This window comes from Staphylococcus microti (genome assembly GCF_000934465.1).
Classification (GTDB): domain Bacteria; phylum Bacillota; class Bacilli; order Staphylococcales; family Staphylococcaceae; genus Staphylococcus; species Staphylococcus microti.
Map to the genome: position 1 here is coordinate 18,260 of NZ_JXWY01000014.1, position 25,946 is coordinate 44,205.

Consider the following 25,946-nt stretch of genomic DNA (forward strand, 5'->3'; position numbering starts at 1 on the left):
AAAAAATAGCTATTTGATACGTTGCGATAATAAAAAAAACTGCAACATCTCGTGATGTCACAGCTCATTTATGCATGTTCTATAATACTTATGCGCGAACAAGGTCTTCTTTCGCATAGCGTTGGAAGAAAGCTTCAGCTTCTCTTAATTTTGGTGTACCAAATAATGGTTGTTTATCGCCATCTAATACACGGTAAAGTTCGCTTACTTTATTCGCTTGTAAAATAAAGTTCCCTTTTGAAGCCAATGTTTCCCAATAAATATCGCTTACTGTTGAATATTTTGGATACGCTGCTTGGTTGCGTGAAACAGTTTGTACGATTTCTAATGGATCACAACCGAACGTGCTATTTAAAACTTCAGAATCTCTAAATAACGCACAGATTGAAACACATGTTGTCCAGTTCGGTAACACACGTTCTTTCTCGATTTGTACTAACGTCTTTTTTGAAAGACCAATTGTTTGTGCCATTGTATCTTGCGTGTATCCTGCTTCAATACGCACCATTTTAAATTTTGCTTGAATTAAATCTGTAAAACTTTGTCTATCCATTTATTATTACGACCTTTCTTAAGTAAAATTTTATCCGCACACAAGAAATTGCAAATCTACACATTTCTTGAAACACAAATTACATATTAATACATAAACTTGTAAAAGAAAAGAGCCATTACCGTTATTTTTTCAAAACAATAAAAGGCGAAATAGTCACAAAACTCAAACATACCACTTATTATTTCTATGTACTCTTATAAATTTCATTTACTTATTTAGCGTTGTAATACACTTTCGTTATTTTAGCATAATGATGTGTAAATAACTAGAAAAAAAGTGATATTGCTCATAATTTTTTGCCATATTTTAATAAATTGACGTCTATTTTTTAGGTTTTTGATTGTAATGATATTAACGGTTAACTTTGTTTTTTAAGTGCCTATATACTCATCACTGCACAGCAAAAAGTAGTGAAGTAAATCTACCATTAAGATATACTCCACTACAAAATTTTATATTGGACGATTTTGCTTAATCTCTATTCTCTTCAATTAACTGAGCAATATTTTCACATGCATTTTCGACATTCTTATTTGTATAGCTTGCTGGTGCTTTAAAGTTTTTAAAAGCATTGGTTTTGATTTTAGCAGCCAAGTCAGCCTCATCATTAGCCACTAATTTCAAAATATCTTTATACATATCTGAATATAATCCTCTAGATATGTTGAATTTTGGCAAGTCTTTAAACAAGAAATAGAAAGGCTTATTAATATGAATCAGGTCAGCATATATTGAGGAATAATCCGTTACAATGATATCAGATATTGCCAATAATTCTTGTGTATCTACTTTATCACTTACAGTAAATACTTGAGAAATACCAGTATTCCACGACGGTTGTGTATCCATTGAGTGCGCTTTATTAATAATGCAATAGTCATTACCTAAATGATTTAACAGCTTTTTAAACGCCATAATATAGTTTTTATCTTTTTTAGCTTCTGGCTTCTTGTAGTTATAATCTCTCCACGTAGGTGCATAAAGAATAATTTTCTTATCTAAAGGAAGGTTATTCTTTATTTTTATTGCTTTAATGGCAGCTGCATTATCATGATTTGCTTTTAACCATTCGTTTCTCGGATAGCCTGAAGTGATAATTTTTTCTTTTGGCATATCAAATGACGTGTTAAATTTTTGTTTTGCAATTTCAGAATCAGCAATTAAATAATCCCATCTTGCAATGTCATTTTTCATTTTAACTTTATGCCCGATATTTAAACCAAGCATGGTTGCTTCATTAGAATCAAACAGCATTTTCTTAAATGGTGTACCATGCCATAATTGAATCCACGTTTGCCCTTCTTTCTTTCTAAATGCTGCAGGTATCCATGATTCACCTATGACAACTTTAGCCGTATAGAAATAATTGAAAAACTCATTACTTCTAGGATTAATACGATATGCTTCTGGCACTCTTTTATCAAACGTTACAAATTTAAGATTCTCGGGGCTATAAAGCGTTTTCAAATAATCAAATAAATACTTAGAATTACCTCGGTATTGATAGTCGAAACCAAACATTAAAATATTACCTGACGTCATTTTCAAATCTAAGTATTGTTTAATTTTTCTTGCCTGTTTGGCATTTCTTCTCGCATGAACTTTTCGTCGGGCATTATAAATAACTGGCTTTAAATAGTAGTTATTGTTGAGTTTAGTTTTAAATTTAGCTTTTCTTTTCGCCTTTTCAATATCACGTGCGTGGTAAAAGTTTATTTTATTTTGCCTGTGTAGCCTAAATAATTTTTTCATTCTTGCTACTTCTAAATTTTTAATAACACCTTTAGAAAATGCGTAATGATATAACGGTAATACCCCGTTTGGTACTTTGATATTAGGACTATACGCATTAATAATTTGCATTGTTGACTTAATAAAGTCATTACGCATTTTTTTATCTTTTGGTAATCTTTTATCCGCATACATCACTGCTCTGTATATAAAATACTTATTGACTTGATACGGTGTATATGGATCGCGATATCCATCTAATAATTTTGCGCTTGTATTTTCAACTGCTTTCAAAAAAGAATGTTTGAAATGACAGGCACACGATATGCTTTTAAAGCACAAGCGACATAAAATTCAAAATCCTCGTAAATATAACCTTCCCCATATCGGATATGATGCCTCTGTAGAAAAGATCTTTTATAAAGTTTATTGACTGTGAAGTATGTTGAACAAGCCAGTAACATTTCTACTGTATTACGGTACAACGCTAATTTAAGGTTGTATCGCTCTTTATTAACATATTTCGTTACGCCGGTTTCTGGATAATAGTAAGCCCATTCAAATACTACAAAATCATTTTCTTTTGTCCCACTCAGTCGATTATAGGCTATTTCAAGTGTTTGATCTTCAATGAAATCATCAGAATCTAAAAATAAAATTGATTCTCCAGTAGCGATATCAATCCCTAAATTTCTGCGAGCACCTTGACCTTTATTTTCCCCATCATCATAGACTCTGTAATGGATGTGTTCTTTTGTACTATTTGCAATAAATTCATTAATCACCTGAACCGAATTATCTTCTGAACCGTCATTAATTAATATTACTTCGATATCTTTTTTAAACGTCTGGTTCTCAACAGATTTTAAAGTCTCTACGATATATTCTTCGGCATTAAACACAGGTATAATAACTGAAACTTTTATATTATCCAATTTACTTCCTCCGGTAATTAATTTGTTTTCGTATATTTTTTAATATCCTGCTGATTATAGAAGGATTATTAATTGCAAAAATAATATCATTCACATTAATTAACATTCTACTTCTGAAAAATAAAGAAATCAATGGTATTTTAATTTTATATAAATTTTTGCTAAAATCATTAATAGGTCTCCCTAAAATACTAGTTGACCTGTGTTCTATCAATTTTGCCTGTTTTAATTTATTGGAAGCATACTTCAGGTAGACATTCGCATTTAAAGGTATGCTATAAGACTCACCTGAAAATGAAAATATACTGTTTCTAGTCAAAATATTGAACGAGTGAATATAAACACTTATTTCTTCGGATAACTGATGTATATCTAATTGTTCTCCTTTTAAATTAAGCATATAATTCATATACGCGTATGAAATTTTTAATTGATAGATAGTGTCAATATCAATGTTTTGGAATAGTTTCTTTGAAGTAGCTTCAAATTTATCTATATCAAAAAATGAGTTGTTAATGATTTTGTTCTGATTGTAGAATTTTAAATACTCACTATAATGTGTTGCAACGAGAAACTGGATATATTTAATCGTCTTATTAAATCTCTTATTAGATTGTTCAATTAAAAACATATAACTGTTTTCAATTAATGGGATATAACGTTCTTCTAGTTTCCAAGCTACTCTACTCAGTGAGTTAGGGTTTTCACTATTATAAAAATATGCAGTATCTGGGATTAATCCATATTTTTCGGTGTCTAATATAATAGTATTGATAAATTTTGCATCTTCCCAAAAGTTCAAGTCCTCATCAAATTGATAATTCAAATCAACCAACAGTTCTTTTCTGAACACCATTCCACCAATATGAAACTGTATAAACTGATAATCCGTATGTATATCAACGATTTGTTTATTAGCGTGAAATCGATAATTCAAACTATGCTGACTCTGCACGCCTTTTTTTATACGTATTAAAGGTGTTGCAGCAACATCAATATCATCGTGTTCGCGAAAAAACGCATCAATTTTCTCAAAGAAGTTCTCTCTTACTTGATCTGAATCATCTATAAAAACGACATATTTTGATAATGGACTGATATGTCTCATACCTCTATTTCGAGATGCGCTAATACCTTTATTTTTTTGAGTGAGTATTTTAAAATGATCATCATTTTTGAAGGTTTCAAGAAGTTTACTTGTATTATCTACACTTCCATCATTTACAATAATCATTTCATAATTAAAATTTTTTAGAGCGTTCTTTACATTTTCAATCGTACTTAAAATATGGTCGCTACCATTATAAGTGGAGATTATTACTGAAAACATCTCGTCACCTCCATTATTTTTAATATTTAACTCACGATATGGTATATGCTCAAATATATGAGGATTGGGTTAAATACAATGATGACTTATAACAATTAACCTATTGAATGTATGGTTATTACAAAAGAAATTCATTTATAACTTAAATATTAAATACTTTTTATATTATATATCCTCACTATTGATAGGTAAATAGATTTTATTAGTACATTATATGAAATTATTATTTTTTAATCTCATCTATTTATTAACAATAGCAATCAACATTATTAAAAATTAATTTAATATAATTCAATTAATGACACTCAATTTAATTATGCAGATAATAACTGTTCACACAATAAAAAAAGCCTACTTATATTCAAAAACTCACTCTCTTGAATATAAGTAGGTAACTCAATTTCAATATTTATTTATAATTTAATACATAATAATTATGCACCGTCATTCGTCCAATACGGTTCAATATGTACGATTGTTTCTACTTCTCCTAAATTTTCTTTAAGTCTTGTTTCGACTTGATCTGAAATTTCATGACTTTCGACAACTGATAAATTAGGATCCACCGCAATGGTTACGTCAATGAATGATATAACACCATGACTGCGTGCTTTAATATCTCTAATTTCCTGTATACCAACAATTGCGCTGATACATTCATGAATATAAGCAAGTTCTTCTTCATCGTAGCCATCTGTTAATGTAACGGCTGTTTCTTTAAATATATCAATACTCGTTTTCATAATGAGGAGACCAATTACAATTGCAGCCAATGTATCAAGCATCGGAACGCCTAGATACACACCAACGATACCAATAACCGTACCAAGTGATACAAGCGCATCGGAAAGGTTATCGTAACTTGCTGCTTTTAAAGCACTACTTTTTACTTTTCGTGCTAAGTTACGGTTATAAAGAAAAACAATAAACATCACAAAACTGGATATGACACCGACAACGACGGCTGAGTCGCTTGGTTGTTGAAAATGTCCTTGATAAAAATGTTGGACACCTGTCACAATGACTTGGATACTCACAGCAAACATAATAAATGAAGCAATGAGTGCAGCGATAAATTCTGAGCGATAATGCCCATACGGGTGGTTTTTATCGACAGGTTTCATTGAAATATGTAAAGCTACTAAAATAGCAATCGAGCTAATGACATCTGTAGCGTTATTAATACCATCTGCCGTTAGACCACGACTATTGGCAATCCATCCATAAAAGACTTTTAGTATTGTTAAAAAGGTATAAGTAATAATACTTAGCCATGCCCCTTTTTTTGCTTGCGTAATTTTATAATCCAACTGCATGTTTGGACACCCCAAATATAAAATGATGAAATACTTGTAAATAAATTATAGCATCTCACTATTATCCTATAAAAACGTAAAGAATGCGAATGAAAAATACGTTGCAAAATTGATAATGTTCTGACTATAATTATTTATAAGCTGCTGTGTAGGTCAAATAAGATTTTTTATACACAGATAGTTGCGTAGAATATGATATATCGAATTGTAAGATGATATAACTACGGTTGGAATGTATTTAGGTAATATAAAGGGAGGACAAATATCATGAAATTTAAGGGATTAACCGTCAAGATCATTATTGCACTTGTGTTGGGGATTTCGATTGGCTCCATTTTTAACTTTTATGAAGGTGCAAAGTTTGTTTCATTTATCGATCAATATGGGTTTAATTTAATAGGTCAGATTTTTTTAAATCTTATCTTTATGCTCGTTGTACCAGTTGTTTTTGTTTCTATTGTACTTGGGGTAATTGGTGTAGGAGATCCAAAGTTATTAGGTGGCATTGGACTTAAAACGATGGTTTTCTTCTTATCAACAACAGCATTAGCCATTATTTTGGCGATGACTTTAGCCTTATTAGTTAAACCAGGTGCAGGTCATTCAGATTTATTAAAAAGTGATGAAGTAACTGCATATCAAAAAGAATTAACAGCGCAAAAGAAAGCGGAAGATTCACCATTTAATCAAACATTTGATCAAACGGTCATTAATTTCTTCCCTAAAAATGCCGTACAAGCTATGACGGAAGGCAACATGCTTCAAATCATTACATTCGCTATTTTTATCGGTATTGGTATTATGATGGTTGGCGAAAAAGCAAAAGTAGTACATAAGTTTTTTGACCAGCTCAATGAAGTTTTAATGTACATTATTTCAATGGTTATGAATATTTTTGCGCCGATTGGTACTTTTGGTCTAGTAGCGCATGCATTTACTGGCGCAGGATTTGGTGCGATTCGACAATTAGGACTCTATTTCATTGTTGTACTTGCTGCACTACTTATTCATTTCTTTGTCGTTTATGGTGGTGCTGTGAAGTTCTTAGCAAAACGTAGCCCAATCGAATTTTTCAAAGGCTTTTTCCCTGCAATCACTGTAGGATTTGGTGGATCAAGTTCAAATGCGGCATTACCAGTATCTATGGAATGTACGAAACGCATGGGTGTTAAACCAGAAATTGCATCGTTCGTTCAACCATTAGGTGCAACCGTGAATATGGACGGTACAGCAATCATGCAAGGTGTGGCGACTATTTTCATCGCGCAATTAATGGGTGCTGACTTAACAATTGGTCAGTTAATTACAGTCGTATTAGTTGCGGTTATCGCGTCTGTCGGAACAGCAGGTGTCCCAGGTGTCGGCTTAATCATGTTGGCAATGGTTTTAACGGCTGTTGACTTAAACCCGGCGGCAATCGGTATTATCTTAGGTATTGACCGATTATTAGACATGTCCCGTACTGCGGTCAATATTACAGGCGACGCTGCTTGTGCATTAATTTTATCAGAACGAGAAGGTCGTAAGTTGAAAGGCCATATGCACGCGGAATAATTAAAAATTTGAAAACCCTGATTTTGTGTATGTCACACAATGATCAGGGTTTTCTCTTTAAACAAGATGATTACGCATCGCATACAATGCTGCTTGCGTTCTATCCGTTACTTCAAGTTTTGCTAAAATATGACTAACATGTGTTTTAATCGTTTTTTCTGATACAAATAATGTATCGGCAATTTCTTTATTTGTCTTGCCTTTTGCCATTTCTACCAATACTTCTGTTTCACGTTTTGATAATTTATTTTGAACATGTGGCTTATTATTCACCACTTCCATCACTTGTTGTGCCTCTTGATGAATAACTGTTTGACCGTCGAGTACCTTTTGTATTGATTCAATCAGACGTTCAGGTTCTACATCTTTCATTTCATAGCCATCTGCGCCTTCATGCATCGCTGAAATCACATGTTCCTCATCTACATAACTCGTTAAAACTAAAATTTTTACGGATGCAAAATCACGCTTTAAATGCTGAATCAGTGTAATGCCATTCATTTCAGGCATAACTAAATCGACTAATACTAACTCTGGCTGGCTCGTTTTTTGAGATAATGCCTCTAACAATGCCTGTCCTGTACTAAAACTCCCTACAACTTCTATAGATTCACGTGTTGATAATAAAAATTCAAGCCCTTGTCTGACGATATAATGGTCATCTACAATTGCGACTTTCGCCATTATCTATCCCCCCTATTATTGTGCTGATAAGGAACTTGAATGTGTAAGCGTGTCCCATTATTTGACGCCAATGTCAGCGTGCCATTCAATAACTTAACACGTTGCTTCATATTCAATAAACCATGACTCGCACGTTCATCTACTGCCTTAGGATCAAATCCCACACCGTTATCCTCAATCGTCACTTCAAACTGTGTATCATCTTGCGCTAATGTCACAAAGATTTCATTCGTCCCGGCATGTTTTTTCGTATTATTCATCGCTTCTTGAATGATTCGATAGACATTCGTTTCAATTTTATTTTCTAAATCAATCAAACCTGAAACCGAAACATGGACTTGAATATCTATCAAGTCAGCATACTGTTTTATCGCATGGACTAACCCTTTTTCTAAGCCAACTGGTTTGAGTTGCCAAATTAACGCGCGCATTTCATTTACCGCATTTTGACTTGTCACTTCAATTTGTGAAAAAGCACGTTTCGACATATCATCTTGTGCCATTTGACCGGCCGCATGTGCCGTTAGCTTTAATGAAAATAACATCTGGTTTACGGAGTCATGTAAATCACGTGCTAGACGGTTACGTTCATTGATACGCGCCGCTTCTTTTTCTTGATCCGTTAAATCAATACGTTTTATCGCCGAACCAATTTGGAACGCAACGGACTCCAACAATTCTAGGTCCTCATCGCTATAATGTTGTGTATGCGGTGTCGCCACATTTAACAAACCAAACTGCTCCGTTCCTGACTTCAACGGTACCGTCGCATGATGTGTAATATCTTCCGTTTCGGTCGCATACTCACGACTGGCAAGATTAATACGTGAACAACTAATAATATTGGAAGCTTTCGTTAACTTTTTATTATGATAGGATTGCACACACCAACAAGTACCCTCAGTCATATATTTACAATGATCATTCATTAAAGCTTTTGGTAAGCTACGATGCGATGCTAGTGTATGTGTCCCTGTCTCATCAATAAAGAAAATCCAACCTGTCGTAAAGTCGCTGCCTTCTATCAAGTAATCTAACGCGCCATCCATCATCGACTGTAATTCAGTTTCTTCATTTAGGAATTCCGCAATCTCTTTTAATAAAGCTAATCGTGTTGGCTTCTCCATGCACTCATCTCCCATATCGCTATCACTTGTATTATACATGTTATCAATTATTGTGAAAAATATCCGGACTGCTCACAGCACATGCTGTTTTGTGGTATGATAGAAAGACTTAAGGAGGCTATTATGAAGATTTTGATCCCTCAACCGTTTGATAACATGACTTTAAGAACCATGTTTCAAACTTTAAAATTACCAAAAAAAGAATTACATCAACTCAATATGTCAAAAGAAATCACTGTTAATGATGCGCCAGCTACGTTGAATACAACAGTTCACAAAGGCGATCACGTTGTATTACCTGATTCTGACGCTAAAAGTCAATATTTACCGAGTTATCGCTACGCCAATATCGTATATGAAGATGATTACTTGGCAATTGTATTAAAACCAAAAGGTGTGAAGACACATCCAAACGACTTGAAAGAAAGTAATACGTTAATGAATCATGTTATTTACACATTGGATTGTCCGTATGTGGAGCCAATCCATCGTCTTGATCAAGAAACAGTCGGGTTGCTGATTGTTGCCAAAAATCCGTTGGTCAAAAAAATCTTGGATCATATGTTAGAAGACAATGAAATTCATCGTATTTATCGTGCACAAGTTAAAAGTTTACTGCCAATTAAACCGCAAACAATCGACATGCCTATCGGTAAAGATAAATTTCATCCGAATAAACGTCGTGTGTCACCAACAGGACAACGTGCAGTCACACATATTATCAAATCAGAAATGTTAAAAGAAGGTGTATGCCAGCTTTACGTGAAATTAGACACTGGCCGTACACATCAAATCCGTGTACATCTCGCTGAAATCGGTCATCCTGTACTAGGTGATCCGTTGTATAGCGATGCTACATTACGTCAATTGAAGCTAGAAAGTTATCAAATTGAATTTGTTCATCCTTTTACACAAGAAACTGTTTCTGTCACATTGGATGACGCCGAATAAACTTTTATGATAAACGGGAGCGGGACAGAAAGTTTATTTTTGAAAAAAGCTTTCGTCGTCCCGCCCCGGCAAGGGTGGCTAGAAGTGAAAAAAGTTTTTTAAAACGTATTTTCACTTCAGACACCTACTGCCATTTACAAATATTTGCTTACTTATTTAAAAGAAATTTCCTGTATCTCACCCCCGTTTTTTGGGCTGTAAAAACTAATAAACGACCACAACACTTCATAGCTTTCTCTATGACGCATTGTGGTCGTTTTAACACCAAGTATACGTTGTGTTTTTAACGTTTTAATTTGTTTCGAAACCGACGCACCCAGCCAGATGCTGCACGGACAGGTTGGCCTGTTTCAACGATATTGTCTTTCTTTAATTGGATACCGTATTCCATTGCTTCATTCATTAAATATTCTTGTGCATTTAATGGATCTAAATTATTTTCCACATAGTGATACACACCATAACGATCTTGATAACGTCCTTTTTGGTTATCAGACAACTGAAGGTTCATGTAATCCACTAAACGTTTGGCAATATGTTTATCCAACACTGGGAACAAGATTTCAACACGTTTAATCATGTTACGTGTCATCATATCTGCTGATGATAAGTAAATGCGTGCATCGCCATTGTTGTGGAAGTAATAAATACGTGAATGTTCCAGCAAGCGTCCGACAATACTTACGACTTCAATGTTCTCACTTACACCCGGAATACCTGGTTTCAAGCAACAAATTCCTCGAATAATGAGCTGCACTTTCACACCTGCTTGTGATGCTTCAAACAGCTTCTTGATCAGTGCTTTATCCGTTAATGAGTTCATTTTCATCATCATTTTACCGTTGCCATGTTTCTTATGACTTTCGATTTCTTCATCAATACGTTCGATAAATAAATCGCGAATTTCATATGGTGCGACGATTAATTCTTGATAATCCGGCTTAATGGAATAACCACTCAAATAGTTAAAGAAACTCATCGCATCTTGTGCAATTTTCTTATTTGTTGTGATAATCCCCATATCTGTATAAAGTTTCGCCGTTTTATCATTGTAGTTACCAGTACCTAAATGTACAAACGGCACTAATTCGCCATTAATACGTTTCACAACCAATGTAATTTTACTGTGCGTTTTCAAATGCGTCATCCCATACATCACATGGCAACCCGCTTCTTCCAACATACGTGCCCAATGCACATTGTTTTCCTCATCAAAGCGTGCTTTCAACTCAACAAGCACAGTGACTTGTTTGCCGTTTTCCGCCGCATTTTTCAGCGCTTCAATAATTGGTGAATCGCTACTTACACGATACAATGTTTGCTTGATAGCCATCGTATTCGGATCTTCCGATGCTTCTTTAATAAAGTCCACAATTGGATCAAATGATTCATATGGATGATGGAAAAAGATGTCACGTTTAAGCGCTAAATCATAAACGTTATGATCCCCTAATGATTGTGGCACTTGTGGTGTATAACGTGGATATTTTAAGTCTTTGAGTTTGTTCGACAAATGACCTACCAACTCAAATACCATCGTTAAATCAAGTGGCCCATTTGTATAATAAACATCTTCTGGCGTTAGCTCTAGCGTATCTATCAGCCAATCCATTTCCAAGTCTTGTTGACCACGATGATCGATTTCTAGACGCACTGCCGCCCCGCTTTTTCGTTCTTTCAAAAAACGTTCAATTTCGATCAGTAAATCTTCCGCACCATCTTCATGAATCATTAAGTCCGCATTACGCGTAATTCTGAATGTGTACGTATTCAAAATTTCATATCCTCGGAATAAGTACCCCATAAAATGTGAAATAATGTCTTCAATTAAGATGATGTAATGCTTGTTACCATCATTAATCGTTGTGAAACGATCTAGCAACGTCGGAATTTGAACAATCGCAGAATTCACTTCATTTCCTGTATCAATATCTACAAAAATATTTAATGTTTTGTTGTTCAATTTAGGAAATGGACGATAGGCATCAATACCAAGTGGCGTCAACGTTGGTAAGATTTCATTTAAGAAAATGGTTTCCAAACGTTCTTGTAATGCTTCACTCAATTCGTCTGGTCTTGTTAGATACACATCATAGGCTTTTAATTCTTCCATCAGTTCATTAAAACGATGATATTGGAACGAAACGTTTTTACGATTTTTTCTTTCAATCGCTTGGAGTTGTTCTGACGGTGTTAATTGTGATTTGTTTTCAGGCTTATCATATCCCATTTTCACTTGGTCTTTTAAACCTGCGACACGTACCATAAAAAATTCGTCAAGATTAGAGCTACCGATTGCAATAAAATTCAGTCTTTCTAACAACGGATTGGTCTTATCACACGCTTCTTGTAACACGCGATAGTTAAAATCAAGCCAACTTACTTCTCGATTGTTATAAAAACTAGGGTCATTAATATCAATTTTCAAATTATTATTTGTCACTGTTTTCATCCACCTCATTCTATATGCATGATACTTAGGTTGTGATACTAATTAAGACATCCGTTGACAAGAAATTGGGACAAAAGCATTTGTCGGTTTCCCAGAGCAAAAGTCCCATTTCCATGATCAATCTTTATTCTCTCGGCAGTCCTGACATCATCACTTTCATTACACCTTCATATACAATACTAAATTTTTATAAATTGAATGTTGAGTTTGTTTTTCAATATCTTTTCAATGTGCTTTTTTTGACGATTTGACTGATAAATTTCAGCAATCGGTTCCCCTTGATAATAAACATTGAGTTGATATTGCGATGCATCTGTTGTTAATTCAACTTGATTCACTGTATTTGTATTAGAAATGTTCAGTGCATTTACAAATTTAATAATACCGCCTAACGCTTGAATATCACTCAATTCATCATCTGAAAACCAATGCGTCTCATCACTATATTGTTTTAATAACGACTTGTTTTTGAAACTCGTCAGTAATGCTAATCTCACACGTTCCTTATGTGACAAGCCGTTAATACTTGAATTGGCAATAATGTAGTACGTATGTTGCGAACTTGAGTCAAAATCAATGAACTTACCTAAATAGTAGAGATATGCTGCTTGTAAAAAGCGTTTCTTCACGGTTTCATCAATTTTCAACTTACCGCGTGCTGTGAGTTGTTTTAACAAAGCTTCTGCAAGTTTTTGACGTTGCATCGCACCTGATGGCTCAATTTTATATTCATTCGCCAAATGACGTAATGCGTCGCTTTGAACGTTTTCTTTTTTAAACTCACCACGATGTGTCTTCGCGACTTGATGCATAATAAATCCTTCACGAATCCCTTTACGAGAAAACGTAAACGCCTCTGCTTGAATCATGTTATACAACACGTTGAATACAACGACAGCTGGTACGATAATATCCATACGATCTCGACTGAGTCCGTCTAGATTAACGAGCTCATCTCGTGAATATGCTTTTAATGTGTCGTATACTTCTGTCAAATCTTCGTGCGACATCGTATAGCCATGAACCCCTGCTATCGGATAGTGACGCAAAGCTTGATGAATGCGTGCGCAGTTTCGTGCTGAACCGCCGATACCGACGAGTGGTACAGCTTTATCGACAATCCATTCCGCTTTACTAAATGATTTTTTAAGAAACTTCTCCATTTTTTTGAGCGCTTCTTTATCATTGTGCGGTTTGTCTTCAAAAAACATACGTGTCAATGTCACAACGCCAAATGGAAAACTGATGGCTTGCTTAATTTTTTTGTTTTTAAAGTATGTTAACTCTGTCGAACCGCCACCGATGTCTACTGTCACACCATCTTGTATATCGGTTGTGTGGGTCACGGCGTATGAACCGTAAAATGCTTCATCTTCTTCAGGAATAAGAATAATGTCAATGTCTACTTCTTGCTTCACACGCGCAATAATGGCATCTCTGTTCTTCGACTGACGAATCGCTGCAGTCGCAATCGGATGCAGTGCAGTCACTTCAAATGCTTCTGCCACTTTTTTAAAACTTTGTAACGCTGTTACTAATACGTCAATACCGTCCTCTTGCATATTCCCTGCATCGTCTAAGTATTGACTTAGACGTGCAGGTGTTTTTATATTTTGGATTTCGTTCAAACCTGTCTCATGATCAAATTCAAAAATAACAAGTCGAATCGTATTTGATCCAATATCTATTAAACCGTTGCGTTCCATACGTAAGAGTTGCCTCCTCAATTATTTCGGATGCACCATGTCAGCTGGACGAATCCATTGTTCAAACTGTTCTTCTGTTAAATGACCAGATTGAATGGCTGCTTCTTTAAGTGTCAATCCTTCTCTATGTGCTTTTTTAGCAATTGCTGCAGCATTTTCATAACCGATGTGTGGGTTTAATGCTGTTACTAACATTAACGATTGGTTCAAGTAATTATCAATATGTGACTCAATTGGTTCAATACCAACCGCACAGTTTTCATTAAATGTATTCATACCATCCGCTAATAAGTAGATAGATTGTAGCGTATTATGAAGAATAACAGGTTTAAATACATTCAATTCAAAGTTACCTTGTGAGCTAGAAATACCAACAACTGTATCGTTACCCATTACTTGTACAGCCACCATTGTTAACATTTCACATTGTGTCGGGTTTACTTTACCTGGCATGATTGATGAACCTGGCTCATTCTCAGGAATTGAAATTTCAGCTAAACCTGCACGTGGTCCAGACGCTAACCATCTTACATCGTTGGCAATCTTCATCAAGTCACCAGCAAGTGCTTTTAAACTTCCGTGCAATTGCACAACTTCATCGTGTGCAGTTAACGCATGGAACTTATTCGGTGAAGATACAAACGGATATCCTGTATTTTCTGCAATATGTGCTGCGACTTTATCGCCAAACTCAGGATGTGCATTAATACCTGTACCTACAGCAGTTCCACCAATTGCTAAGTTTAAAATATGTTTTTTAGAATCTGTTAACAATTGTTCGCAAACATCTAACATATAGCGCCAACCACTAATTTCTTGCCCAAGTGTAATTGGCGTCGCATCTTGTAAGTGCGTACGTCCAATTTTAATAATATCTTGGTATGCTTGCTCTTTTTTATAAAATGTGTCGCGTAATCCTTTTAATGCTGGTACTAATTTTTGTTCAATTTCGTGATACAATGCCACGTGCATCGCAGTTGGGAATGTATCGTTCGAACTTTGAGACTTGTTCACGTCATCGTTCGGATGGATTTTTTCGTCACTACCTTGTTCTACCAAATATTCATTGGCTACAAAGCTGACTACTTCATTGACGTTCATGTTACTTTGCGTCCCACTACCTGTTTGCCATACAACTAATGGGAAATGTTCATCTAATTCCCCAGCTAAAATACGATCACACGCGTGAACGATTGCGTTTTTTTTCGCATCGCTTAACTTTCCTAATTCGTTGTTCGCAAGCGCTGCGGCACGTTTTAATTGTGCAAAACCGTACACTACTTCAATCGGCATCTTCTCTTTACCAACTGGGAAGTTTTGCTTACTGCGTTGCGTTTGCGCACCCCAGTATTTATCCGCTGGTACTTCGATTTCTCCAAATGTATCATGTTCAATTCTTACTGACATATAACTCGACCCCTTTATTATTTTTGTTTCATCTCTTCACTTAAATTATAGCATTAAACGAAATATTCATTCAATTACATCTCGAACTTCTGTGACAAAAATTTGTAGTCTGTACACCAAGGATGTAAACGCTATCTTGTCACACGAATAAAAAGCGTATCTTAACATGATCTCGTCATGCTAAAATACGCTTTCACTTTATGATTGTGTTTGATAACGCTGTTTCACTGCTTGTACAACGGCAATTGCTGTCAAAATGTATAAGATCATACCAACAACAACTGACAGTGGACTCATTTGAATCAGTATCGCCCATACGCCATTGAGGCTCATATAAAAATGATCTAGATAAATGTACAAGCCAATCGTAATCGCAATACAACAAATTACACTAATAACAATTCCTTTTTGATTGCTACGAATAAACGTCTCAGGCGTTACTGTATCATCAACAAGCCCTTTCGACAAATTCATTTGCAATTGTACAACTTTAAAAAGAACTGGCAAGTATAACGTCCCTAGTGCTAATGGAAATCCTTTAATAGAAAGCAAATTCACAAGCGTTGATACAACTAGTAATGGAACCCAGTATCGATATATTTTCATAATTGTCACCTTAAGTTAGTTAGTCAATTCTCCACTATTTTATCATATCCATTACATATGCATAGTGACAAAATTACAACCCTTTCTATCCACTTCAACAGACACTGTGCTGTTATTATAAAACACGCTAGCAACCGTTTTTCCATTCAGTTACTAGCGCGTTATACATTTCCTATTTGTCCGTATCTCGATCGCTACGAACCGCTTCATCGTGCGTTTGATCATACTTTTCTTCGTCATTTTCATTAGAGATTTGTTCCATCTCTTTTCCTAACTCAACGACTTCTTCAAAGCTGTCCACCATGCCATGTTCATTTTCTTGTTTGTTCATGACACACCCTCCTTATTATTATGCATAAAGTGCTGTGAAGTATGCTCTTACATCTTCAGGTAAACCTTGTGCTGCTGCGTCGTCTAACACCACGTTCACCATACGATGTGATTTTAAGCTTGAAGGTACAAATGTCGTACTGCCATTCTCTTCGTATAATTTACGTACAACTTCAGCTTTTTCACTACCTGTTAATACTACAATAATTTCACGTGCACCTAACACACCATCATTCATTGGGATACCAATATTACCATCACGATCAATTGTCACGACTTGCATTGTCAATTTACCTTTGTTTTCTTTCGTTTTAGCGTGATGTTTAATAAATGATTCTACTTTTTCATCTTCAGGAATTTCATGAATTTGCTTTTCTGGTACTCCTAATGCTTTATAAAAAGCGGCATTTTTGTCATAGTCCAAAATATGAATTTGACTAAAGTCTACCGGATTTTTTTCAACATTTTGTTGTAATGCTGTGTTAACAGGTGCTTGATCATGTTCCAAATGAATTCCTGCAATCGTTGTTGAATTATTGCTAAATTGTTTTCTTAAAATATCCGCAACAAAAGTCGCAGCCGTTTCTTGATCTTTGAAAATTTTAAAGTTCATTGCCATCGTCATTCACTCCTCAATTATGCTTGCTTGTTTTCGATATTATTCACTACATACCCTGATTTAATCGTTGTTAAAACATCCATATTGTCATTCAAAATAACAATATCTGCATCTTTACCTTCTGTCAAACTACCTTTATGTGACAAAACATTCAATGCCTTAGCTTGATTATAACTTGTTACACGCCATAAATCTTCTAATGATGCATTTGTATATTTCAATAAATTGCGTAATCCATCATTCATTTTTAAAATACTGCCTGCCAATGCACCACTTGCTAAACGTGCTTCTTTACCTTTAACAATAACATTTTGGCCACCCAAATCATACTCGCCATCTTGTAGCCCTTTGGCACGCATCGCATCGGTAATCAAATAGAACGCACGATTTCCTTTCATTCGATACGCGACATCGACAGCCGCTGGATGCGCATGAATACCATCGACAATCAGTTCAGTATGTAAAAATGGATTCGTCCATGCCGCACCGAATACACCCGGCTCACGATGTGCAAACGGTGTCGCCGCATTATAAAGATGTGTCACATGTTTGGCACCGTTGTCAGCCGCTTCATTCGCTTGTTCATATGTCGCAACCGTATGCCCAATTGAAAAAATAATCTCATTACTCAATGCTTTTAACGTTTCTTGAGCACCTTCAACTTCCGGTGCATACGTCATAACTTTGATCATATGATTTGCAGATTGTTGAAATTCTTGAACTTGTTGTACGGATGGACGTTGTACAAAGTCAGGATTTTGCGCGCCTACTTTATGTTCCGAAATAAACGGTCCTTCCAAATGAACACCTAATATTTCAGCAGCTGGCTCTGATGACGCTTGTTTAGATGCTTCGACATATTGTGTCACTGTTTTTAACGCACCATGAATCGCTGCTGGTGATTGCGTCATCGTTGTAGCAAGATAGCTTGTCGTTCCTTCGCTTAGTAAGCCTTTAGACAACGCGGCTAGCCCCTCAACCGAAGCGTCCATCACATCATGACCATAGCCCCCATGAATATGAATATCAATAAAGCCTGGTAAAATATGCTGATCAGACGCATCAACAACTTCTAACGGTCCTTGATAAGGGAAATGTTTAATTTGATGAATACATCCGTCTTTCACAATGATATGTCCGTTTTGAATGACACCATCTTCCGTATAAATTCGTCCACCTTGTATTACATACATTTTTGTCATGAGAATCCCTTCTTTTTTGAATTATTGTAAGCCTGGATAGTCTTGTTGACGTAATGCTTCATAAATTAAAATGGCTGCGGTGTTAGATAAGTTAAGTGAACGCACGTTGTCATTCATAGGCACACGCATTGCTGTATTTTCATAGCGTTCTTTAACCCAACTCGGTAGTCCCGTTGTCTCTTTACCGAAAATGAAATAATGGTCTGTTTCCTTGTTAGAAAAATCTAAAGCTGTATGTGGCTGAGAACCGAACTTCGTCAATAAATAATAAGTGCCATCAGTTTTTTCAAAAAATTCTTCAATACTGTCATAATACGTAATATCTACAAATTTCCAATAATCCAAACCAGCACGGCGCAACATTTTGTCATCAGTGCTGAACCCTAAAGGTCGAATTAAATGTAATTTAGTATCTGTTGCTGCACATGTACGTGCGATATTTCCAGTGTTCGCTGGAATCTCAGGTTGATATAACACAACATGAATTGTCATAATTATGGTCTCCTCGTTTCTAATCCCTTTTTCATTTCAACTTGTACTTCTTCTATTTCTGAGTCATAGCGTGACATAATATAAGATTCTGCATCATCTTCCAAAATTTGTCCGATTGCCCAATAAGCCGTCGCACGAATCATAGGTCTTGGATCATTTTCAGCCACATCTTTTAATTCAGGAATGGCTTCTTTTTCTTTAAAATGTGCAAGTGCTAAAATTGCATTCCGTTGAATTGGCTTTTTCCCACGCCAAGCCCCTGCCAAATGACCGTATGTTTCCTTGAATTCTTTGTTACTCATTTTAAGTAATGGCACTAAACGTGGCTTCAAAATTTCAGGTTCTAACACAATATCGTCATGTTGCGTATTAATCCCACGATTTCTTGGACAAACCTGCTGACACGTATCACAGCCGTACAGTCGATTCCCAATTTTATAACGATATTGATCCGGCATATAGCCTTTCGTTTGCGTTAAGAAACTCACACATTTTTGACTATTCAATTGGCCATTACCAACTAACGCACCTGTTGGGCAACGGTCTACACATATAGTACACGACCCACAACTGTCTATAATTGGATCATCTGGTGGAAACGGAATACTAACTAGCATTTCCCCCAAATACGTCCATGTTCCAAGTTCTGGATTGATAACAAAACCATTGCGTCCTGTATAGCCTAGTCCAGCACGTTCAGCAACTGCACGATCCGAAAGCACACCTGTATCGACCATCGACATCATCTCAACATCTGGCACGCGTGACTGAATATAGTCACCAAGTGCATCGAGACGTTTACGCATAATACTATGATAGTCTTGCCCCCATGATGCACGCGCAAAAATACCTCTACGCTCGCCACGCTTACTTTTCGGAGCATCCGGCAAACGGTTCGGATAACCGACTGCAATCGCGATAATCGACCGTGCTGACGACATCGACAACTTCGGTTCCGTTCGCATCGCAATATCCGTTGGCTCAAAACCAGATGCGTAGCCCTTGGCATGATAATCCATTAGTTTTTGCTTCAGCTCATCAAACGGATCAGCCGTCGTAAAGCCAATACTATCAATACCAATTGTATGGGCATAGGCAATGATGTCAGCTTTCAACTGTGCAACATCCATATTTGTCACCTCTCAAAAGTTACCTTCCTATTTTAACATATTTTAAGGTATCAACACCTAACAACTTATACTGCATTGCATGAAATCAAAAAATCTCAAGCTGACTCAACCTAATGAAGTCACACTTGAGATTTTTAATTAAAGATTATAACACACGACTTAAGAAGTTTTGCGTACGTTGATGCTGTGGATTTTCAAAAATATTTTGTGGGGTATCATCTTCTACAACGACACCATCTGCCATAAATACAACACGATCACTGACATTTTTAGCAAAGCCCATTTCGTGCGTCACAACAATCATCGTCATACCTTCTTTTGCTAAATCACTCATTACATTCAACACTTCTCCTACCACTTCCGGGTCTAGCGCTGAAGTAGGTTCATCGAATAATAGCACACTCGGATTCATCGCAAGCGCACGTGCAATGGCTACCCTTTGTTTTTGTCCACCCGACAACTGACTTGGATACGCATCAGCACGATCTTTCAATCCAACCTTGTCTAGCAATTCAAGTGCTTTCTGCTTAAGTGCAGCTTGATCCCCTTTTTTCAACAATGAAGGTGCAAGAATAATGTTATCAATCACTTTTTTATGCGGGAATAAATTGAAATTTTGAAATACCATTCCCATATTTTGTCTTAACTGATCCACATTCGTTTCTTTCGCCGTTAAGTCTTTGCCCTCAAATATTACATGCCCTTTCGTCGGTGTTTCTAAAAGGTTCATACATCTTAACAATGTACTTTTCCCACTTCCTGAAGGACCGATGATTGCGACAACCTCACCTTTTGCTACTTCTAAATTAATACCCGTCAATACTTCATTTTTGCCAAAAGTTTTGTGTAAATTATCAATTTTAATCACTGACGCTCAATCTCCCTTCAAAGAAATTCATCAAACGTGAAAGCATGAATGTTAAGATGAAATACAATACAGCTGCGATTAATAAAGGTGTGAACGGGTCAAATGACGCACCTTGTACAACTTGTGAATTAAACATAATTTCACTCACACCAATTACCGAAACGATAGACGATTCTTTAATAACTGTAACGAATTCATTTCCTAACGCTGGTAAAATATTTTTAATCGCTTGTGGCATAATAACTGTTTTCATCGTTTGCCCATAACTTAAACCTAAGCTTCTCGCTGCTTCCATTTGACCTTTATCCACCGCATTGATACCTGCACGGATAATCTCCGCAATATACGCTGAACAGTTAATAACAAGCGCAATCGTACCACATATAAACGCTGAAATATCCAGTCCTAATACAGCCGTCGTTCCGAAGTACACTAAAAATACTTGAACGAGTAACGGTGTCCCTCTTAGAAACTCAATATAAATGGATGCGAGCCATTTCAATGGTTTAATACTGCTAATTTTCATCAATGCAAACAGTGCACCAAATACCGCACCTAATAATACACCGATGATAGAGATTAAAATGGTATTTTTTAACCCTGTAATAAAGAATGTCCCGTATTTGCTGAAAAAGCTACCATCATCTTTCATCGCTTGTGCCGCTTTATCAGCATACTGATCAATTAATTTTTTATCTTTCACTTCAGCAATCGTATCATTGACCTTTGCTAAAAGTTCAGGTGATTCTTTCGGTACAGCCACTGCTGTTTGTTTTTCAGAATTTGCAAAAGTAACTTTTGATAATGCAAGGTCACTGTTCTGTTTTAAATATGCATCAGCAACCGCACTGTCCATAACAACACCATCAATTTTATTACTCTTCAGCGATAAAATTACTTCAGGCAGACGTGTTAATGATTGCACATCTGCATCTTTAATTTCTGTTTGAGCTAACTCTTCTTGTGTCGTTTGTTTTTGCGCACCAATTCGTTTACCTGTTAAGTCATCCAATTTTTGATATTTATCTTTGTCTTGTTTTCTAACTACGACAGTCTGTTGCACAGTCATATATGAATCTGAAAAATCCACTTCTTTTGCACGTTCAGCTGTCGGTGTCATACCAGAAATAATCATATCAATTTTTCCAGTTTTTAAAGCACCTAACAAACTGTCAAACTGCATATTTACAATCGTCAATTTAACGCCGTTATCTTTTGCGATTTTCTTAGCTAACTCTATATCAATCCCTGCATAATCTCGCTTACCATTTATTGTACGCTCAAACTCCATCGGTGCATAGTCAGCAGATAGCCCGACACGCAACTCACCACGCTTTTTAATCTCTGCCCACTTATCATCCGCAGCATGCGCCTCATAACCATGTGGCAAAGCAGACAGTAAAATGGCTAACACGAAAATGATGCAACTTAATTTTTGTATATACTTCATTGGATAACCCCCTCTTACGATATTCATCATTATACATATATATGCAACTTTATGCAACGTTATTTTCAAAAAAATCACTATTGTCTTGAAAATTCGAAAACAATAGTGATTCTTTGTACTGTCATTCAATTTTATTGTTTTGGTAATTCAAAGCGATAAATATCATCTGAATAACCAGGTAAAAGTCGTTTACAAATTTGATGGACGAAAAATGCCATCGTAAATGGAATGATAAAATATGCAAATAACAATAATAATGCATTCATCATCGGATCACCATCCATGCGGTTAAACGCATTAATCGGTCCGACTAATCCTGTATATCCAAAGCCTGCTGACATCGGCGTTCCTTTAATACCAACAAAGTATGCCAATAATCCGCCAATCGTGCCATTAATAATAAGCGGTACCATAATGATTGGATGTTTTAAATATACAGGGATCATCATTTTAGCAGCACCGATGAGTAACACGATATTGACACCTGCTTTGTTCACAGTTAATGAGCCAAATAAAAACGTTACACATGCTGCAACAATTCCCATATTTCCAGCACCACTGCCTAAACCAGTTAATGAAATAGCTGTGGCGATTGCTACAACTGAAATCGGCGTCACCATCAATAAGGCAAAAGTAATCGTAATTAACACACTCATCAACATTGGGTTTAGCTCAGTAAATGAATGAACCATCGCACCTAACGTACTCGTTACTTTGCGGACGTACGGTAAGATGAGTAACCCAAGGTAACCTGAAGTGACAGGTATAACAACTGGTAAAATAATTAATTCTAAAGAACCAAACTTGCCACGTAACAACATGAATAATGCACATGCAAATGTAACAATAATCATGACGTTAATAATGTCCCCAATACCTTGTAACATAATCACACCATTTTCAAAAACAACTGCTCCGGAACCTAACATTGCAGAAGTCCCTACAAAAACAGATCCTGGACCAGAGAATTTAAACATATGTGCAGCTACAACACCAATGATAAAAGCCATAAACGATTGAATAACAATCACTAATTGATAAATTAACGTCAATGCTTCATTACCATCTTTAAAAAACTTTAAAAGTTCTCCCAATAATGCATTCGGTAGCAAAGCAATCACGACACCCGCCCCGACAGCATTGAGTATATTATTGAAAAACTGCTTCCCACTACTACTTTCTGCCTTTCCCACTTGTCATCCTCCTTAATAAATAATACGTTTATCATAATACAAAACAACGTGTGCCACAATAAACAATGTATCAATTTCTATGACATTTAGGCTATAAAAAGTTACTAAAACAGCGGATATCATTTATTTAAAAAATTGTTGACGAAATCTTATCATCGTAATATAATACATATATGTGATTTTGAAAGAGATAATCACAATTTGATAATTATGCCGATGTGGCGGAATTGGCAGACGCGCGGGACTCAAAATCCCGTGTCCATTAGGACGTGTCGGTTCGACCCCGACCATCGGTACTACATAAGACTGTACATTTCATATTGTTGAAGTGTACAGTTTTTTTATTGTGGAGATAGTATATGCTGAAAAAACGTAGGCCTAGAGCGTGGAACAGAAAGTGCATTTTCGTAAAAGGTTTGAGCTGTCCCCACGTATCGAGTTTGTGAATGAGGCGTTTAGGATTTGAGCAGAATTGCTTCCAAAAGTTGATAGAGATGTAAAAATTCTAGCAACAATAGAAATTTCACAGTAACTGATTGATATGTTCGCCACTTTTCAAGTGAGTCATGTATCTCATCCGCATTGCAGAGATACTACGGCAAAGGTAATATCTAAAATTTTGATAGTACTTTCAAAGTTTGTTAAATCGCATTTTCACTTCAAATGCCTACTGCCGTTTATGATTTTTACTCACTGATTTATGAAGATTTTTCCTGTATTACAGTATTCCTATTACATTACTTCGACATTTTGAAATTGTGTATGGGCGCTACATAATATGGCAAATGTGTTTATCATTCTGTCATTGTCGTTGGTACAGAAATCAATAATATAATTGATTTCTGTACCACAGCGAGGTTGTGAGAGAAGCGTTTAGGGTTTGAGCAGAACAATAACGATGAGCAAAATCGCTTTTCAGATTTTGTCGAATCGTGACGTTCTGTCGAAAACGCTGCTTCTCGAACACTGACAATGCCATTATAGATTAGGAAAACACATTTTCACTTTTCCACTTCAGACACCTACTACGTCCATTTATAAGATCACACCATTATTAAAACACGCTTCAACTCTCATTCCCTAAAAAGCACTCATTAAGTATTCCGAGTGTCAACACCTCTTCTCTCCTTACAAACACAGTTAAGTAAAAGGATTCATTTAAATAGGTACTTTTAAGATAACCATAACTAGCTACTATGTCGTGGCATCGACTCATTAAATACGAGGTACCTCTTTATTAACTTAACTGTCCTAACTCGACATATACCATAGCACTTTGCCCAATAAAGATACGATAATATACAAAAACGTACAACCCATCAAGATTGTACGCTTCGACATGCCTAGCTATTTCTACACATATGAAATTATAATAAAAATAAAACTAGGTACTTTAAATTATCTATCCACCACAGAAGATGGACAGCCGAAATTAAGCAGCCTAAAAAGACAACAAAAAAACCGTCCTGCAACATCAGAATAACAATCCTCTGTATCGGTTCGGCAAACATTTAAAATAAATAATGGAGCGGAAGATAGGACTTACACCTATACCTCTTTCCGGGAAGGAAAGTATTCTGAAATTGAAATACTCCCGCATATTTAAAATATGGAGCGGAAAACAGGACTTACACCTGTACCTCTTTCCGGGAAGGAAAGTGTTCTAAAATTAAACTATTCCCGCATGTATAATTGATGGAGGCGGCAACCGGATTTGAACCGGTGAATAGGGGTTTTGCAGACCCCGGCCTTACCACTTGGCTATGCCGCCAAAAGGAACTGGGCTAGCTGGATTCGAACCAGCGAGTGACGGAGTCAAAGTCCGTTGCCTTACCGCTTGGCTATAGCCCATTAATAATAACTTTAAGGGCGGCTGATGGGAATCGAACCCACGAGTGTCGGAACCACAATCCGATGCGTTAACCACTTCGCCACAGCCGCCATGGCAGGGGCAGTAGGAATCGAACCCACATCAAAGGTTTTGGAGACCTCTATTCTACCGTTGAACTATGCCCCTATTAAGGATGGTGGAGGGGGGCAGATTCGAACTGCCGAACCCGAAGGAGCGGATTTACAGTCCGCCGCGTTTAGCCACTTCGCTACCCCTCCACGTATGTAATTAAAAAAGAAATGGTGCCGGCCAGAGGACTTGAACCCCCAACCTACTGATTACAAGTCAGTTGCTCTACCAATTGAGCTAGGCCGGCACAAATAAAAATGGTGGTTCAGGACGGAATCGAACCGCCGACACAAGGATTTTCAGTCCTTTGCTCTACCGACTGAGCTACTGAACCATAATAATGGCGG

At 36.3% G+C, this 25,946-nt stretch carries 21 protein-coding genes and 10 tRNA genes; 3 read left to right on the top strand and 28 right to left on the bottom strand.

Annotated features, from left to right (window positions below; all coding sequences use genetic code 11):
- Nucleotides 1–88 precede the first annotated feature (88 nt).
- From xdrA to TP70_RS02525, 5 genes are all read right to left on the bottom strand, one after another.
- A complete protein-coding gene (xdrA, locus tag TP70_RS02505; protein ID WP_044359098.1) occupies nucleotides 89–553 on the bottom strand; it encodes an XRE family transcriptional regulator XdrA in 465 nt (154 codons plus the stop codon).
- A gap of 474 nt (nucleotides 554–1,027) precedes the next feature.
- Complete coding sequence (locus TP70_RS02510; protein ID WP_044359100.1) at nucleotides 1,028–2,581, bottom strand: CDP-glycerol glycerophosphotransferase family protein; 1,554 nt, start codon at nucleotides 2,579–2,581, stop codon at nucleotides 1,028–1,030.
- Nucleotides 2,578–3,222, bottom strand: a complete 645-nt coding sequence (locus TP70_RS02515; RefSeq protein WP_044359101.1) for a glycosyltransferase family 2 protein — start codon at nucleotides 3,220–3,222, stop codon at nucleotides 2,578–2,580. The genes TP70_RS02510 and TP70_RS02515 overlap by 4 nt, the downstream gene beginning before the upstream one ends.
- A gap of 1 nt (nucleotide 3,223) precedes the next feature.
- Nucleotides 3,224–4,552: a glycosyltransferase family 2 protein gene (locus TP70_RS02520; protein ID WP_044359102.1), complete on the bottom strand. Its 1,329-nt coding sequence runs from the start codon at nucleotides 4,550–4,552 to the stop codon at nucleotides 3,224–3,226.
- Between the two features lie 434 nt (nucleotides 4,553–4,986).
- Nucleotides 4,987–5,868 (bottom strand): cation diffusion facilitator family transporter, encoded by an 882-nt coding sequence (locus TP70_RS02525; RefSeq protein ID WP_044359104.1) that lies wholly within the window; start codon nucleotides 5,866–5,868, stop codon nucleotides 4,987–4,989.
- A gap of 267 nt (nucleotides 5,869–6,135) precedes the next feature.
- Between TP70_RS02525 and TP70_RS02530 the strand changes: the two genes are divergently transcribed.
- Nucleotides 6,136–7,422: a dicarboxylate/amino acid:cation symporter gene (locus TP70_RS02530; protein ID WP_044359105.1), complete on the top strand. Its 1,287-nt coding sequence runs from the start codon at nucleotides 6,136–6,138 to the stop codon at nucleotides 7,420–7,422.
- Between the two features lie 57 nt (nucleotides 7,423–7,479).
- Here TP70_RS02530 and TP70_RS02535 read toward each other — a convergent pair whose 3' ends face one another.
- Nucleotides 7,480–8,106, bottom strand: a complete 627-nt coding sequence (locus tag TP70_RS02535) for a response regulator transcription factor (protein ID WP_044359106.1) — start codon at nucleotides 8,104–8,106, stop codon at nucleotides 7,480–7,482.
- On the bottom strand, nucleotides 8,106–9,233 hold the full coding sequence (locus tag TP70_RS02540) for a GAF domain-containing sensor histidine kinase (protein WP_044359108.1): 1,128 nt from the start codon (nucleotides 9,231–9,233) through the stop codon (nucleotides 8,106–8,108). Before TP70_RS02540 ends, TP70_RS02535 begins: the two co-directional genes overlap by 1 nt.
- A gap of 123 nt (nucleotides 9,234–9,356) precedes the next feature.
- Between TP70_RS02540 and TP70_RS02545 the strand changes: the two genes are divergently transcribed.
- On the top strand, nucleotides 9,357–10,184 hold the full coding sequence (locus tag TP70_RS02545) for an RluA family pseudouridine synthase (RefSeq protein WP_044359109.1): 828 nt from the start codon (nucleotides 9,357–9,359) through the stop codon (nucleotides 10,182–10,184).
- Nucleotides 10,185–10,467: 283 nt separating this feature from the next.
- On the opposite strand, the gene TP70_RS02550 is transcribed toward TP70_RS02545, so the two are convergent.
- From TP70_RS02550 to TP70_RS02600, 12 genes are all read right to left on the bottom strand, one after another.
- On the bottom strand, nucleotides 10,468–12,636 hold the full coding sequence (locus tag TP70_RS02550; protein ID WP_044359110.1) for an RNA degradosome polyphosphate kinase: 2,169 nt from the start codon (nucleotides 12,634–12,636) through the stop codon (nucleotides 10,468–10,470).
- 179 nt (nucleotides 12,637–12,815) lie between these two features.
- Nucleotides 12,816–14,342 (bottom strand): exopolyphosphatase, encoded by a 1,527-nt coding sequence (ppx, locus tag TP70_RS02555; RefSeq protein WP_044359112.1) that lies wholly within the window; start codon nucleotides 14,340–14,342, stop codon nucleotides 12,816–12,818.
- Between the two features lie 21 nt (nucleotides 14,343–14,363).
- A complete protein-coding gene (gene fumC, locus TP70_RS02560; protein WP_044359113.1) occupies nucleotides 14,364–15,749 on the bottom strand; it encodes a class II fumarate hydratase in 1,386 nt (461 codons plus the stop codon).
- A 198-nt stretch (nucleotides 15,750–15,947) separates the two neighbouring features.
- Nucleotides 15,948–16,355: a hypothetical protein gene (locus TP70_RS02565; RefSeq protein WP_044359115.1), complete on the bottom strand. Its 408-nt coding sequence runs from the start codon at nucleotides 16,353–16,355 to the stop codon at nucleotides 15,948–15,950.
- A gap of 172 nt (nucleotides 16,356–16,527) precedes the next feature.
- Nucleotides 16,528–16,686, bottom strand: coding sequence for an SAS053 family DNA gyrase inhibitor (locus tag TP70_RS12360; protein ID WP_169743595.1), 159 nt, complete (start codon nucleotides 16,684–16,686; stop codon nucleotides 16,528–16,530).
- An 18-nt stretch (nucleotides 16,687–16,704) separates the two neighbouring features.
- On the bottom strand, nucleotides 16,705–17,304 hold the full coding sequence (locus TP70_RS02570; protein WP_044359117.1) for a 6-phosphogluconolactonase: 600 nt from the start codon (nucleotides 17,302–17,304) through the stop codon (nucleotides 16,705–16,707).
- 17 nt (nucleotides 17,305–17,321) lie between these two features.
- Nucleotides 17,322–18,506 (bottom strand): N-acetylglucosamine-6-phosphate deacetylase, encoded by a 1,185-nt coding sequence (gene nagA, locus TP70_RS02575; protein ID WP_044359118.1) that lies wholly within the window; start codon nucleotides 18,504–18,506, stop codon nucleotides 17,322–17,324.
- Nucleotides 18,507–18,527: 21 nt separating this feature from the next.
- Nucleotides 18,528–18,998: a tRNA (uridine(34)/cytosine(34)/5-carboxymethylaminomethyluridine(34)-2'-O)-methyltransferase TrmL gene (gene trmL / locus TP70_RS02580; RefSeq protein WP_044359119.1), complete on the bottom strand. Its 471-nt coding sequence runs from the start codon at nucleotides 18,996–18,998 to the stop codon at nucleotides 18,528–18,530.
- Nucleotides 18,999–19,000: 2 nt separating this feature from the next.
- On the bottom strand, nucleotides 19,001–20,128 hold the full coding sequence (queG, locus tag TP70_RS02585) for a tRNA epoxyqueuosine(34) reductase QueG (protein ID WP_044359120.1): 1,128 nt from the start codon (nucleotides 20,126–20,128) through the stop codon (nucleotides 19,001–19,003).
- Nucleotides 20,129–20,273: 145 nt separating this feature from the next.
- Complete coding sequence (locus TP70_RS02590; RefSeq protein ID WP_044359122.1) at nucleotides 20,274–20,996, bottom strand: amino acid ABC transporter ATP-binding protein; 723 nt, start codon at nucleotides 20,994–20,996, stop codon at nucleotides 20,274–20,276.
- Complete coding sequence (locus tag TP70_RS02595; RefSeq protein ID WP_044359123.1) at nucleotides 20,989–22,446, bottom strand: ABC transporter substrate-binding protein/permease; 1,458 nt, start codon at nucleotides 22,444–22,446, stop codon at nucleotides 20,989–20,991. Before TP70_RS02595 ends, TP70_RS02590 begins: the two co-directional genes overlap by 8 nt.
- A gap of 131 nt (nucleotides 22,447–22,577) precedes the next feature.
- Nucleotides 22,578–23,639 carry a PTS transporter subunit IIC gene (locus TP70_RS02600; RefSeq protein WP_044359125.1) on the bottom strand — a complete coding sequence of 354 codons (1,062 nt, stop codon included), beginning with the start codon at nucleotides 23,637–23,639 and terminating at the stop codon, nucleotides 22,578–22,580.
- 212 nt (nucleotides 23,640–23,851) lie between these two features.
- Here TP70_RS02600 and TP70_RS02605 point away from each other — a divergent pair.
- A tRNA-Leu gene (locus TP70_RS02605) sits at nucleotides 23,852–23,935 on the top strand.
- 1,228 nt (nucleotides 23,936–25,163) lie between these two features.
- Here TP70_RS02605 and TP70_RS12185 read toward each other — a convergent pair.
- The 9 genes from TP70_RS12185 to TP70_RS02640 form a co-directional block, all read right to left on the bottom strand.
- Nucleotides 25,164–25,237, bottom strand: a tRNA-Gly gene (locus TP70_RS12185).
- Nucleotides 25,238–25,249: 12 nt separating this feature from the next.
- A tRNA-Gly gene (locus tag TP70_RS12190) sits at nucleotides 25,250–25,323 on the bottom strand.
- 12 nt (nucleotides 25,324–25,335) lie between these two features.
- A tRNA-Cys gene (locus TP70_RS02610) sits at nucleotides 25,336–25,410 on the bottom strand.
- An 8-nt stretch (nucleotides 25,411–25,418) separates the two neighbouring features.
- Nucleotides 25,419–25,490 (bottom strand) — tRNA-Gln (locus tag TP70_RS02615).
- Between the two features lie 17 nt (nucleotides 25,491–25,507).
- Nucleotides 25,508–25,580 (bottom strand) — tRNA-His (locus TP70_RS02620).
- 2 nt (nucleotides 25,581–25,582) lie between these two features.
- Nucleotides 25,583–25,656: transfer RNA gene (locus TP70_RS02625), tRNA-Trp, on the bottom strand.
- Nucleotides 25,657–25,664: 8 nt separating this feature from the next.
- Nucleotides 25,665–25,748, bottom strand: a tRNA-Tyr gene (locus TP70_RS02630).
- Between the two features lie 22 nt (nucleotides 25,749–25,770).
- A tRNA-Thr gene (locus TP70_RS02635) sits at nucleotides 25,771–25,846 on the bottom strand.
- 11 nt (nucleotides 25,847–25,857) lie between these two features.
- Nucleotides 25,858–25,933 (bottom strand) — tRNA-Phe (locus TP70_RS02640).
- Between the last annotated feature and the right edge of the window lie 13 nt (nucleotides 25,934–25,946).